The sequence below is a fragment of the Flavonifractor sp. AGMB03687 genome (assembly GCF_017811815.1).
Taxonomy (GTDB): Bacteria; Bacillota; Clostridia; order Oscillospirales; family Oscillospiraceae; genus Flavonifractor.
Window position 1 is genome coordinate 47,047 of sequence record NZ_JADKZI010000010.1, and the last position, 11,680, is coordinate 58,726.

An 11,680-nucleotide genomic window follows, 5' to 3' on the forward strand; every position below is an offset into this window, starting at 1 on the left:
AAGGGAGTCAAGAGCGGTGGAAGGACTGTGTGAAAAACAGTCCATTATTCCTCAGAAGGACCGCTCTCCGCGGAGGAGTTTTCCCCATTCTCCACCACTGTGGGGATAAACCGGGGGGCAAATTTGCCCTTGCCGCGATTTTTCACATAGAAGAAACCGATAAAGGAGAAGAGCACAGCGCCGATGAAATTCACGAAGAGGTCCTGCATGGTGTCTACGATGCCGATGTCCAGATAGCCGCCCAGGCCCAAAGCCTGCTGGGTGCCGTCGGAGGTGACCACAATGACGTCGGTGATGTGCTTCATGGTGATAGGGGTGTTGCCGCCGGTGGGGTCCAGCATCACCGAGCCGATGGTATGTACGATGGTGTCCTTCTGCATGTCCAGCATAAACAGCTGATCCATGGAGAACTCAAAGAATTCCCACAGGACTCCGATGGTCATGGAGAAGCAGAATGCCACCACGGACAGATAGACCGGGGACAGGCTGAATTTCAGCTTTTCATTGCGGTTGAGGATGTCCAGAAGGGAGAAGCCGATGGCGGCGCACAGGAAGCCGTTGAGGGTGTGCAGCATGGTGTCCCAGTAGGGGAACTGGACGTAGTAGGCCTGGATTTCCCCCAAAATCTCCGCCGCAAAGATGAACAGCAGGATGATGACCTCCAGGGTGTCCGGGATCTCAATGCGGATGGTGCGCTCAATGAAGGAGGGCAGGGTGAAGAGGAACAGGGTGAGCACACAGAGGAACACGTTTTCAAAGTTCCGGTTGAAAATCTGGGCTATCAGGGCCAGAATGACCAGCGCCCGAAGGGTGATGTAGACGGCGGTAAGACCGGGCTTGGCCCTGATCTGGGCCTTCAGGTCTCGTCGGCGCTGTCCACGCTGATGTTCTCTCTTTTTCATGTGAATACCTCCTGGGGACCGGCCTGGGGCAGCTGGGCTGCGGCCAGATCCCGGTACATTTGAGCGGAGCGGGGGAGAGAGGCGGCCTCCTCCTCGGTCAGAGGACGGATCACCTTGGCGGGGACGCCCATGACCAGGCTGCCGGGGGGAATGATGGCGTTTTGAGTGACCAGGGCACCGGCGGCCACCAGACTGCCTGCGCCGATGACACAGCCGTTGAGCAGGATCGCGCCCATGCCGATGAGAGTGCCGTCCTCCACCGTGCAGCCGTGGAGCAGGGCCCGGTGGCCCACTGTGACGTCCCGGCCGACGACCACGGGAAAATCCGCGTCGCCGTGTACCACAGACTGATCCTGGATGTTGGAGCCTTCGCCGATTTGAATGGAGCACTCGTCGCCACGGAGCACCGTGCCATACCAGATGCTGGCCCGCTGATCTACCAGAACATCTCCCACCACGGTAGCATTTTCAGCCAGCCAGGCCTCCGGATGGAGGCGGGGAGATGAGGACTCAAAGGGTCGTACCATGGGAAAAAGTTCCTCCTCATTCGTCAAATTCTGAAATCTTCATACCATTATAGCCTGCCTGTGCTGAAACCACAAGTCAAATCTACGGGGCAGCCGCATAGAATGGGGTGGAGGTGAGACCCATGGAACTCAAACGTAACCAGATCACCGTGGGGGAGCTGCTGGATCATCCGGGCAGCCGGGCCGTGCTGCAGCGCCGGTTCCCCATGCTGTTCAAGCACCCCATTTTGGGCGCGGCCCGCTCCATTACCCTGGAGCAGATCCTGGCGGTGGCCCAGGCCTACGTACCACAGAAGAAGATCGATGAGACCCTCAACGATCTGAGACGGGCATAACAGGACCCCCGCTCAAACGGAGCTTGTTTGAGCGGGGGTATTTCTTTAGGCAGGCTTGCGGCGGGACAGATGGAGGTACCAACGCAGAGCGCCGGTGTCCTGGGTGCGCCGAAGCAGGGCGGCGGTGAGAAGGGTATCCACCAGCAGGAGGGCTGCCATTGGCGGTGCCAGCCAGAAGGGGATGTGCATGACCAGCCAGACCACCCAGGGATGGAGCAGGTAGTAGATCAGCAGGGCCAGTACTCCCCAGCAGAGGGCAAAGCGCAGACAGGCGTGCCGCCCCAGGTGGAGGGGCAGGTGGGAGTAGTCCCAGAAGCAGACCCGAAAGACCTTTTCATAAAAAAAGCCGGTGAGCCACTCCACCCCGGTGCAGATGAGCACCGCGGCGGGAAAGAGCAGCCAGGGTGTCTGCTGAATCTCTTGCGGCAGAAGAAGCAGACCCAGGGCTCCCAGGCCATAGACCGGGCAGATGGGCAGGAACAGTCGGCATTTCCGGTCCCGCTTGGCCTCGCCGGTGATACGGACATAGCAGACCTCAATGAGAAAGCCGATAAAACTGTAAATGAGAAAGTACCAGAACCAAGTCAAACAAACCGCCCCGCTTCGTCCGTTTTTTCTATCATGGGACGAAGCGGAGCGGTTCATACAATGCAGGTTTTAACAAAGCTGCATTTTTTGCGAACGGGTGGGGATAAGAGAGACCAGCAGTGCCAAAAACAGCGCGAAAAAGAGGGTCCAGATTATGTAGGGAACGGTAAAGAAGCCTGCGGTAGTGTCACCGCCGGTGTGGATACGCTGAAGCAGGGAAGGCAGGTTCCAAAGAGGCATTCCATAAAGCAGGGCACTGATAGAGAGGATAGCCAGCTTTTCCCCTGCCCAGGCCAGCAGCATCCCGGCGGCAATGGGACGCAGGGGGTGCTCAGTCCGTCGGAAGAGCCAGCGGAAATAGAGGGCGCCGATGGGAAAAGGTATCTGATAAATGAGACCGGTGAGGGCGATCATTTTGTCATATTCCTGCCAATAGGCGGGGGTACCGGACAGTGCATGTGGGACCAGTCCGCCCAGATGCGAAAGACCGTCGTTGGCAAGGGGGCCGGCAATCTGACTGACGATCTGTCCAAGAATAAGGGTGACCAGGAGATACAAAATTCCCATCAGACAGGCCCCCAGCCAAATCCGGCTGATGCAAAAGCTCAGGCTCTGGCTGCGAAGGACAAGCTCTGCTTGCCGATACTCCCGGCGGAGCTGACGGACGCTGCCCAACTGGATCAGGGCCTCTCCCCGGGCCTCTGCCTCCGACATCCCTTGCTCCAGGCAGCTTTGATAGAGGCTGTTCATATGGTCCATTAGTTCGGCCCGCGCCCGGGCCTGATAGTGACGGTCGCGCAGCGGCTCCACAATGAGCTCCGCATGCTCCTCCATCCAGTTCATGTCGGTCCTCCTTCCAGAATCAGGCCCATGGCCCTGATATAGCGGGCCCACTCCTGTTCCTGTGCAACCAGCACGGCACGTCCAGTATCGGTCAGGTGGTAAAAGCGCCGCTCCCGACCGGAGTCCGACTGGAGATAAGAGGAGATCTCCCCGCGGCTCTCCAGTGTGTGAAGAAGGGGGTACAGACTGCCCTGACTCATGGCAAAGACTCCCTCGGAGCGGCGTTCCATTTCCTGGATCAGTTCATAGCCGTACATATCCCGCAAAGAGAGCAGTTTCAGCAGGATCAGGCCGTGGCTGCCCTTGGATAATTCTTTGTTCAGCTTCATAAATACACCTCTTGTTCAGAGGTATTATATGCCTCTTATTAAGAGGTGTCAAGGAGAGGGGCAAAAAAGATGGAAATTTGGCATTTCCGCTCTTGCCGTAACAGGGGGAAATATGATACGATAGAAAAAATTCAAAAGGGGAAATGAAGCGTCATGCGGCATTTGATCGACTTTGGAGACCTGTCAAGGGCGGAGTGGGAGTCCCTGTACCAGCGGTGCAGTGATATTATGGACCACCCCGCCGATTTTATGGACGCCTGCCGGGGGCGGGTGATGGCCAGCCTGTTCTATGAGCCCTCCACCCGAACTAACTTTTCCTTCCAGACTGCCATGCTGCGGGTAGGCGGCACGGTGTTTGGCTTTGCTGATCCCAAGTCCACCTCCACCGCCAAGGGTGAGACCCTGAAGGACACCATCAAGATGGTGTCCGGCTATGCGGATGTGGTGGTCATGCGTAACCCCAGAGAGGGCGCTGCCAAGGCGGCCTCCCTCTACTCCGACGTGCCGGTGATCAACGCCGGCGACGGCGGCCACATGCACCCCACCCAGACCACCGCCGACCTGACCACCATCACCCGCCTGCGGGGCGGCGTGGACGGCCTGTCCGTGGGTCTGTGCGGCGACCTGAAGAACGGCCGTACCGTCCACTCCCTCATCAAGGCTCTGGCCAAGTTCAACGGCATCAAGTTCTTCCTCATCGCACCCCGTGAGCTGGCGGTGCCCGAGTATATGCGGGCCTTCATGCGGGAGAATAACATGTGGTTTACCGAGGTCACCGGCCTGGAAGCCGTCATCCCCCAGCTGGACGTGCTCTATATGACCCGTATCCAGCGGGAGCGCTTCGTGGATCCTCTGGAGTACGAGCGCTGCAAGGGCATCTATGTACTCACCCGCCGGAAGCTGGACCGGGCCCGGAAGGACCTGCTGGTGATGCACCCCCTGCCCCGTGTGGATGAGATCGCCATCGACGTGGACGACGATCCCCGGGCTGTCTATTTTGAGCAGGCCCGCTACGGCATGTTTGCCCGTATGGCGCTGCTCACCGACCTGGCCAACCAGGAGCGTATGCGTCCCGATGCGGTGGAGATCGGCACCAAGCCGGTGTGTTCCAACCCCAACTGCATCACCCAGACGGACCACTATCTGCCCCCTCTGGTGAAGAAGAACGGCGGCGTGGACTGCTGCGCTTACTGCGACAAGGAACTGCACTAATCAGAATGGAAAGCCGGACGGCCAGAGGCCGCCCGGCTTTTTTCATGCGGTGCATAAAAAGTCGAAGTTTTTTGCAACCAACTGCCTGCTGTTGCACTCTATATAGGCAGAAGGGCCTTTCAAAACAGGAGAGGGGGAAACCCATGACGGACGAGGAGCTGATCCGGCTTTATCAGGCCAGAGACCCCCGTGCGGTGGAAGAGACCAAGGCCAGATACGGAGCCTACTGTGCCGCCATTGCCCGCCGTCTGCTTACGGATGCCCGGGATGTGGAGGAGTGCCTCAGCGACTGCGCCATGGCGGTCTGGAACGCCATCCCGCCCGCCTGCCCGGAGCATTTCAAGGGATGGCTGGGGGCCATTGTGCGAAACCGGGCGCTGGCCATCGGCCGGGAGAACGGACGCCGCCCGCCTACGGTGGAGGAGGCCGCTCTGGAGCTGGCTCCATGCCTGCCGGAAGGAGATACCCCCCATGGGCAGCTGGAGGCCAGAGAACTGGGGCAGGCCATTTCCCGGTTCCTCTGGTCACAGAAGCCGCCGGTGCGCACCGTCTTTCTCCGCCGCTACTGGTATGCCGACCGTGTGGAGCAGGCAGCCGCCCACGTGGGCTGGAGCGTCAGCAAGACAAAGACGGTGCTCTTTCGCACGCGGAACCAGCTGCGGGAGTTTTTGAGACAGGAGGGATATCTATGAAGCAGGCGGAACAGGTGCAGGAGATGCTGGGCTTTGTGGACCCGGCTTTGGTGGAAGAGGCGGACTGTCCCCGGCAGAGAAGACCACGCCGAATGGGGCGGCTGGCGCTGGCGGCGGCCTGCCTGTGCGTGGTCCTGCTGGGTTCCGTGTGGGCCGTCAGCCGGGCAGGCGGATTCCGGATGGTGGAGTTTTTTGAAGACCTGATCTTTGCGGATCAGGACGATGACACCTATAACGGCTACAACCTTTGGGGCGGGGTGGATTTTATCCCCCTGGATGAATTGCCCCAGGAGGTGCTGGACACGGCGGCAGAACACCCCGCCTCCACCGTGGCAGTGGACGTACACAGCTGGGCTGAGGCGGAGGTGTACTTTGCGCTGGATTTGCCGGAGAACCCCTGGCTGGACCGTGTGAGGCAGACAACCTTCCGGACCGACCTGAGCAGCGACCAAGTAGGACCCACGCAGCTGGAGTGTAAGGCGAACTATCGGGACGGAGATGTGCGGCTGACGGTAAAAGTCACAGCCCATACCGAGCGGATGAAACATCCGGACAATGAGTTGTACCAGGGTGTGCTGTTTTCGGAAGGGACGCAGTTTACTACGGAGGAGCGGAGCTATGACAACGGACTGCCTGTCCTGCTGGCCACCGTGGAGTTCGCTCCGGGGGATACCTTCTATGATTATTACGGTGAGCGCCTGTATCGGGCCCATTTTGCGGTGAACGGCGTGTGGTACTGGGTGGATGCCTCCAGTCAGGAAGCGCCCGAGCAGGCACTGGAGACATTGGAGGCCATGCTGAACAGTTTTGTGCTCTGAAATGGGACAAAAACCGGGCTATCCTTGACAGGGACGGGAAAAGTGGGTATAATATCTTTCCGAAAAGGCTTGGAAGGGAAGGAGTACCCCCGCGAAAGGTACAGAGAGGAGCCGGTTTGGTGCAAGGCTCTCCGGCGGTGGGGGGAAGGTCGTCCCAGAGCTCTGTCCCTGAATCACAGTAGGGGGCGGCGGGTTCTCCCGTTACAGAGGCAATGAGTGTCCCGCAAGGGAAATTCAGGTGGTACCGCGGACTGACAGGTTCGCCCTGAGCAAAGGCTTGGGGCGAACCTTTTTTGCCCCGAAAAGGAGTGTAACAGATGAAAAAAGAACTTCCCAAGGTCTATGAACCCCAGGAGGTGGAGGGCCGCGTCTACGAGATGTGGGAGAAAAACGGCTGCTTCGAGGGTCACCGTGATCCTGACAAAAAGCCCTTCACCATTGTCATGCCGCCCCCCAACGTCACCGGCCAGCTCCACATGGGCCATGCCATGGACTCCACCCTCCAGGACATCCTGATCCGCTTCAAGCGGATGCAGGGCTACGCCGCCCTGTGGGTGCCCGGCACCGACCACGCCGGCATTGCCACCCAGATCAAGGTGGAGGAGGAGCTGCGCAAGAACGAGGGCCTGTCCCGCTACGACCTGGGCCGGGAGAAATTCCTGGAGCGGGTGTGGGACTGGAAGCACAAGTACGGCAACCGTATCGTGGAGCAGCAGAAGAAGCTGGGCGCTTCCTGTGACTGGTCCCGTGCCCGGTTCACCATGGACGAGGGCCTGTCCAAGGCCGTCCGCCACGTGTTTGTCTCCCTGTACAAGAAGGGCCTGATCTACAAGGGCAGCCGCATCATCAACTGGTGCCCCAACTGCGTCACCGCTCTGTCCGATGCCGAGGTGGAGTATCAGGACAAGCCCGGCTCCTTCTGGCACATCCGCTACCCCATCAAGGGTGAGGAGGGCCGCTATGTCATCGTGGCCACTACCCGGCCTGAGACCATGCTGGGCGACACCGGCGTGGCGGTCAACCCCAACGATGAGCGGTACAAGGACATCGTGGGCAAGAAGTGCATCCTGCCCCTGGTGGGCCGTGAGATGCCCATTGTGGCCGACGAGTACGTGGACATGGAGTTCGGTACCGGCTGCGTGAAGATGACTCCTGCCCACGACCCCAACGACTTTGAGGTCGGCCTGCGCCAGAACCTGGAGACCATCCGGGTGCTGGACGACAACGGCAAGGTGGTGGAGGGCTACGGCCGCTACTCCGGCATGGACCGCTACGAGGCCCGGAAGGCCATCGTGGAGGACCTGGAGGCCGGCGGCTGGCTGGTGAAGGTGGAGCCCCACCAGCACAACGTGGGCACCTGCTACCGCTGCCACAACGACGTGGAGCCCCTGATCTCCGCTCAGTGGTTCGTGAAGATGAAGCCCCTGGCCGAGGAGGCTCTGCGGGTGGTCAACGAGGGCGAGGTCAAGTTCGTCCCCGACCGCTTCTCCAAGATCTATACCAACTGGATGGAGAACGTCCACGACTGGTGTATCTCCCGTCAGCTGTGGTGGGGCCACCAGATCCCCGCCTGGACCTGCGAGGAGTGCGGCCACATCACCGTGTCCGAGGACGATCCCACCGAGTGCGAGCACTGCCACTCCAAGCACATCAAGCAGGAGGAGGATGTGCTGGATACCTGGTTCTCCTCCGCTCTGTGGCCCTTCTCCACCCTGGGCTGGCCTCAGGAGACCGAGGACTACAAGTACTTCTATCCCACCGACGTGTTGGTCACCGGCTACGACATCATCTTCTTCTGGGTGGCCCGCATGATCTTCTCCGGCTGCGAGCATACCGGAAAGCCCCCCTTCCACACCGTGTTCATCCACGGCCTGGTGCGGGACGACAAGGGCCGCAAGATGTCCAAGTCCCTGGGCAACGGCATCGATCCCCTGGAGATGGCCAACCAGTACGGCGCCGACGCGCTGCGCTTCAACTTGGTCACCGGCAACTCCCCCGGAAACGACATGCGCTTCTACACCGAGCGGTGCGAGGCTATGCGCAACTTCGCCAACAAGATCTGGAACGCTTCCCGCTTCCTGATGATGAACCTGACCATCGATAAGTGTGAGCTGCCGGACAAGCTGGAGCTGGAGGACAAGTGGATCCTGTCCAAGCTCAACAGCGTTATTCCTGAGATCACCGAGAACATGGAGCGCTATGAGCTGGGCGTGGCCGCCCAGAAGGTGTACGACTTCATCTGGGACTCCTACTGTGACTGGTATATCGAGCTGACCAAGACCCGCCTCCAGGGCGACGACGAGGACAGCAAGATCCGGGCCCAGCAGGTGCTGTGCTACGTGCTCACCCAGATCCTGAAGCTGCTGCACCCCTTCATGCCCTTCATCACCGAGGAGATCTGGCAGGCGCTGCCCCATGAGGGCGACTATCTGATGCTCCAGCAGTGGCCGGAGCACCACGTCAACCTGGACTTCCCCGAGGAGGAGAAGGCCATGGAGCTCATCATGGACGCCATCCGTGCCATCCGTGCCCGCCGGGCCGAGATGAACGTGCCCCCCTCCAAGAAGGCCCAGCTCACCGTCTCTACCCTGGAGCAGTCCGTGTTCCATCAGGGCATCCCCTTCCTGAAGCGCTTGGCCTACGCCAGCGACGTGAAGGTGGTGGAGGCCACCCAGGAGATCGACGCGCAGGGTATGGTGGCCGTCACCACCCATGCCGCCCGTCTGTTCCTGCCCCTGGCTGAGCTGGTGGATCTGGAGAAGGAGAAGGCCCGCATCCAGAAGGAAATGGACAAGAACCGCAAGGAGCTGGACAAGCTGGAGACCAAGCTGAACAACCCCGGCTTTGTGAACAAGGCCCCCGCCCAGGTGGTGGAGGCCGAGCGCGAGCGGGCTGCCAAACTGAAGGCCCTGCTGGTGAAGCTGGAAGAATCTGCTGCCGCTCTGGCCTGATAAAGAGACGAAAAACTGCGAAACGCCGCCATCGGATGCGGATGGCGGCGTTTCTGTGCCTGTTTTGTCATACTTTGTTACACAACTGTGGTTGTGCTCCCGTTGAGAATCGGATAAAATGTACGGGAGTATGATAAAGCCCGGGGTATCGGGCGGAAAGGAGGCTGGAGCATGAAGCGGCTGATCCCGCTGTTGGCGCTGCTGTTGTTGTTGGGTGGGTGTACCAGTTCCTGCAGCAGTGGGGAGGCGGCTGTTACCTCCACGCCTGGGGATTCCACCCCGCCGGAGGTGCAGGAGAGCGCCGTCCCGTCCCCCTCCGCCGTACCGGAGCCCAGTCCCACGGTGGAGCCCACCCCTGACCCTGTGGAGAGTGCGGAGCCGTCGCCCTCTGTGGAGCCCACACCCACCCCCACGCCCTATGACGGACCCAATGACGAGGAGGTGCTGACCGCCTACCGGGCGGCGGTGGAGGCCTTCTGGTGGTTCCAGGTGGAGACCTTACCCCTGGACCGGACGGACAGCCGGGAGGTGAACGGGCAGGCGTATTACCGGGTGGACTACCCCGGCATCGACAGCACCGCCAACCTGCGGGGCTATCTGAAGAGCCTGTTCTCGGACGACCTGGTGGAGAAATTGCTGCCCTATGACGGCACCCAGTATATCGACATCGACGGTGTTCTCTACGGCAGAGATGGGGGCCGAGGCACCGATGTCACCCGGGGCGCGGAGACCGTCCAGGTCCTGCGGGATGGAGACCCCAACCGCTGCACCGTCCGGGTGACGGTGGAGGTGCTGGACCCGGAGCAGGACGGCGCAGTAGTGGATAACCTGACCTTTGACTTCCCCTACGAAAAAGTGGGGGAGAAGTGGATCTTCACCAATTTTTCCCTGGTCCGTTGACCTCTTCGACAAAATATATGGCGTAATTGTGATAGGATCGCAGTATACCAAAATTTGGTATACTGCGATTTTTTTGTACAGGGGGGACAAGCCATGGCAGTGATCTGCAAAGCAAAGGACCGGACGCTGTACGCGGCAATTGACGGAGAGGTGGACCACCACCGGGCCAGACAGATCATGGGAGAGCTGGTGCGGCAGATCGATGTGACCATGCCCCGACAGCTGACGGTAGACCTGGGGGGCGTGAATTTCATGGACAGCTCCGGCATCGCCATTTTGCTGCGTGCCAACCGCCGGATGGGCGAACTGGAGGGCTCCATGGAGGTGGTCCATGTGCCGGAGCAGGCGGGCAAGGTCCTGCGGGCGGCTGGCGTGGACCGGCTGATCAAATTTGAATGACGGAGGAAGTACATAATGAAAGCGATGAACGAGGCCACGGTGGCCTTTCTCAGCCGGTCGGCCAACGAGAGCTTTGCACGCACCACGGCGGCCTGCTTTGCGGCCCAGCTGGACCCCACCCTGGAGGAGGTCAACGATATCAAGACGGCGGTAAGCGAGGCGGTTACCAACTGCATTGTCCACGCCTATCCTGACCGCCTGGGGCTGATCCAGATGCGACTGCGTCTCTTTGAGGACCATACGCTGGAGATCCAGATCAAGGACAAGGGGGTGGGCATACCCGATGTGGAGCAGGCCCGCCGCCCCATGTACACCACCGGCGGGGAGGAGCGCAGCGGCATGGGCTTTACCATCATGGAGAGCTTTATGGACCTGCTGAAAGTGCGTTCCACGCCGGGGAAGGGTACCACGGTGACCATGCGGCGCCGGATCTCCCGCCGGATGGGAGGGGCCGGATGAGCGTGGCGGACACCCCCGCCCTGCTGGAGGAGGCCCGCCGGGGGGACAATGAGGCCTGTGCCCGGCTGATCGAGGAGAATGGAGGACTCATCTGGTCCATTGTGCGCCGCTACTACGGCCGGGGCGTGGAGCCTGAGGATCTGTATCAGCTGGGATGCCTGGGCTTTGTGAAGGCGGTGCGGGGCTTTGACCCCGCTTTCGGCTGCCAGTTCTCCACCTATGCCGTGCCCAAGATCGCCGGCGAGATCCGCCGCTACCTGCGGGATGACGGGGCCATCAAGGTGAGCCGCGGCTTGAAGGAGCGGGGCATGGTTATCCGGGCGGCCCGGGAAAAGCTGACCGCCTCCCTGGGCCGGGAGCCCACCCTGTCCCAGCTGGCCGAGGCCACCGGACTGGAACCGGAGGAGATTGCCGCAGCCGAGGAGGCGGGGATGCCGGTAGCCTCTCTCCAGATGGAGACGGGGGACGGCCTTACCCTGGAGAGCGTGCTAGGCACCGACGGCATGGAGGACGCGGTGGTGGAGCGGGAGTCCCTGCGGGACGCCATCGCGGACCTGCCTGATCGGGAGCAGCAGGTGATCCTGCTGCGCTACTACCGGGGTATGACCCAGGAGCGGGCGGCACGGGTGCTGGGGGTAAGCCAGGTTCAGGTGTCCCGCATCGAGCGAAAGGCGGTGGAGCGGCTGCGGAAGAAGCTGGCGGACTGAGGGGATGGCTTGCATTTT

14 protein-coding genes and 1 other annotated feature are annotated in these 11,680 nt (G+C 60.7%); of the genes, 9 read left to right on the forward strand and 5 right to left on the reverse strand.

Annotated elements, in window-relative coordinates:
- Window positions 1-44: 44 nt before the first annotated feature.
- The gene (locus tag J9789_RS15580) at window positions 45-902 is read right to left on the reverse strand and encodes a hypothetical protein (protein WP_209346601.1); all 858 of its coding nucleotides are present in this window, start codon (window positions 900-902) and stop codon (window positions 45-47) included.
- The gene (locus J9789_RS15585; protein ID WP_209346602.1) at window positions 899-1,429 is read right to left on the reverse strand and encodes a gamma carbonic anhydrase family protein; all 531 of its coding nucleotides are present in this window, start codon (window positions 1,427-1,429) and stop codon (window positions 899-901) included. The genes J9789_RS15580 and J9789_RS15585 overlap by 4 nt, the downstream gene beginning before the upstream one ends.
- Window positions 1,430-1,551: 122 nt before the next feature.
- Between J9789_RS15585 and J9789_RS15590 the strand changes: the two genes are divergently transcribed.
- Window positions 1,552-1,764 (forward strand): hypothetical protein, encoded by a 213-nt coding sequence (locus J9789_RS15590; protein WP_087335851.1) that lies wholly within the window; start codon window positions 1,552-1,554, stop codon window positions 1,762-1,764.
- A 45-nt stretch (window positions 1,765-1,809) separates the two neighbouring features.
- On the opposite strand, the gene J9789_RS15595 is transcribed toward J9789_RS15590, so the two are convergent.
- From J9789_RS15595 to J9789_RS15605, 3 genes are all read right to left on the reverse strand, one after another.
- Window positions 1,810-2,352: a putative ABC transporter permease gene (locus J9789_RS15595; protein WP_209346603.1), complete on the reverse strand. Its 543-nt coding sequence runs from the start codon at window positions 2,350-2,352 to the stop codon at window positions 1,810-1,812.
- Window positions 2,353-2,421: 69 nt separating this feature from the next.
- Window positions 2,422-3,195 carry a permease prefix domain 1-containing protein gene (locus tag J9789_RS15600; RefSeq protein ID WP_209346604.1) on the reverse strand — a complete coding sequence of 258 codons (774 nt, stop codon included), beginning with the start codon at window positions 3,193-3,195 and terminating at the stop codon, window positions 2,422-2,424.
- Window positions 3,192-3,524 carry a helix-turn-helix transcriptional regulator gene (locus J9789_RS15605; protein ID WP_209346605.1) on the reverse strand — a complete coding sequence of 111 codons (333 nt, stop codon included), beginning with the start codon at window positions 3,522-3,524 and terminating at the stop codon, window positions 3,192-3,194. The genes J9789_RS15600 and J9789_RS15605 overlap by 4 nt, the downstream gene beginning before the upstream one ends.
- Window positions 3,525-3,677: 153 nt before the next feature.
- Here J9789_RS15605 and pyrB point away from each other — a divergent pair, with 153 nt between their 5' ends.
- The 8 genes from pyrB (at window position 3,678) to J9789_RS15645 (ending at window position 11,662) form a co-directional block, all read left to right on the forward strand.
- Window positions 3,678-4,736: an aspartate carbamoyltransferase gene (gene pyrB, locus J9789_RS15610; protein WP_087335844.1), complete on the forward strand. Its 1,059-nt coding sequence runs from the start codon at window positions 3,678-3,680 to the stop codon at window positions 4,734-4,736.
- 143 nt (window positions 4,737-4,879) lie between these two features.
- The gene (locus J9789_RS15615) at window positions 4,880-5,428 is read left to right on the forward strand and encodes an RNA polymerase sigma factor (protein WP_209346606.1); all 549 of its coding nucleotides are present in this window, start codon (window positions 4,880-4,882) and stop codon (window positions 5,426-5,428) included.
- On the forward strand, window positions 5,425-6,246 hold the full coding sequence (locus J9789_RS15620) for a hypothetical protein (protein ID WP_209346607.1): 822 nt from the start codon (window positions 5,425-5,427) through the stop codon (window positions 6,244-6,246). Before J9789_RS15615 ends, J9789_RS15620 begins: the two co-directional genes overlap by 4 nt.
- 61 nt (window positions 6,247-6,307) lie before the next feature.
- Window positions 6,308-6,517 (forward strand) — a binding site (T-box leader).
- Between the two features lie 46 nt (window positions 6,518-6,563).
- Window positions 6,564-9,197: a valine--tRNA ligase gene (locus J9789_RS15625; protein WP_209346608.1), complete on the forward strand. Its 2,634-nt coding sequence runs from the start codon at window positions 6,564-6,566 to the stop codon at window positions 9,195-9,197.
- 171 nt (window positions 9,198-9,368) lie between these two features.
- Window positions 9,369-10,097 (forward strand): hypothetical protein, encoded by a 729-nt coding sequence (locus J9789_RS15630; protein WP_209346609.1) that lies wholly within the window; start codon window positions 9,369-9,371, stop codon window positions 10,095-10,097.
- A gap of 93 nt (window positions 10,098-10,190) precedes the next feature.
- Window positions 10,191-10,496 carry an STAS domain-containing protein gene (locus J9789_RS15635; RefSeq protein ID WP_209346610.1) on the forward strand — a complete coding sequence of 102 codons (306 nt, stop codon included), beginning with the start codon at window positions 10,191-10,193 and terminating at the stop codon, window positions 10,494-10,496.
- 15 nt (window positions 10,497-10,511) lie between these two features.
- Window positions 10,512-10,955: an anti-sigma F factor gene (gene spoIIAB, locus J9789_RS15640; RefSeq protein ID WP_209346611.1), complete on the forward strand. Its 444-nt coding sequence runs from the start codon at window positions 10,512-10,514 to the stop codon at window positions 10,953-10,955.
- Window positions 10,952-11,662: a sigma-70 family RNA polymerase sigma factor gene (locus tag J9789_RS15645; protein ID WP_209346612.1), complete on the forward strand. Its 711-nt coding sequence runs from the start codon at window positions 10,952-10,954 to the stop codon at window positions 11,660-11,662. Before spoIIAB ends, J9789_RS15645 begins: the two co-directional genes overlap by 4 nt.
- The last annotated feature ends 18 nt before the right edge of the window (window positions 11,663-11,680 follow it).

Excerpts from the sequence above, each read along its gene's own strand:
- J9789_RS15635 (WP_209346610.1), top strand. The coding sequence starts at position 10,191 with ATGGCAGTGATCTGCAAAGCAAAGGACCGGACGCTGTACGCGGCAATT.
- J9789_RS15585 (WP_209346602.1), bottom strand. The coding sequence starts at position 1,429 with ATGGTACGACCCTTTGAGTCCTCATCTCCCCGCCTCCATCCGGAGGCC.
- J9789_RS15580 (WP_209346601.1), bottom strand. The coding sequence starts at position 902 with ATGAAAAAGAGAGAACATCAGCGTGGACAGCGCCGACGAGACCTGAAG.
- pyrB (WP_087335844.1), top strand. The coding sequence starts at position 3,678 with ATGCGGCATTTGATCGACTTTGGAGACCTGTCAAGGGCGGAGTGGGAG.
- spoIIAB (WP_209346611.1), top strand. The coding sequence starts at position 10,512 with ATGAAAGCGATGAACGAGGCCACGGTGGCCTTTCTCAGCCGGTCGGCC.
- J9789_RS15590 (WP_087335851.1), top strand. The coding sequence starts at position 1,552 with ATGGAACTCAAACGTAACCAGATCACCGTGGGGGAGCTGCTGGATCAT.
- J9789_RS15625 (WP_209346608.1), top strand. The coding sequence starts at position 6,564 with ATGAAAAAAGAACTTCCCAAGGTCTATGAACCCCAGGAGGTGGAGGGC.
- J9789_RS15620 (WP_209346607.1), top strand. The coding sequence starts at position 5,425 with ATGAAGCAGGCGGAACAGGTGCAGGAGATGCTGGGCTTTGTGGACCCG.
- J9789_RS15600 (WP_209346604.1), bottom strand. The coding sequence starts at position 3,195 with ATGAACTGGATGGAGGAGCATGCGGAGCTCATTGTGGAGCCGCTGCGC.
- J9789_RS15630 (WP_209346609.1), top strand. The coding sequence starts at position 9,369 with ATGAAGCGGCTGATCCCGCTGTTGGCGCTGCTGTTGTTGTTGGGTGGG.
- J9789_RS15615 (WP_209346606.1), top strand. The coding sequence starts at position 4,880 with ATGACGGACGAGGAGCTGATCCGGCTTTATCAGGCCAGAGACCCCCGT.
- J9789_RS15605 (WP_209346605.1), bottom strand. The coding sequence starts at position 3,524 with ATGAAGCTGAACAAAGAATTATCCAAGGGCAGCCACGGCCTGATCCTG.
- J9789_RS15645 (WP_209346612.1), top strand. The coding sequence starts at position 10,952 with ATGAGCGTGGCGGACACCCCCGCCCTGCTGGAGGAGGCCCGCCGGGGG.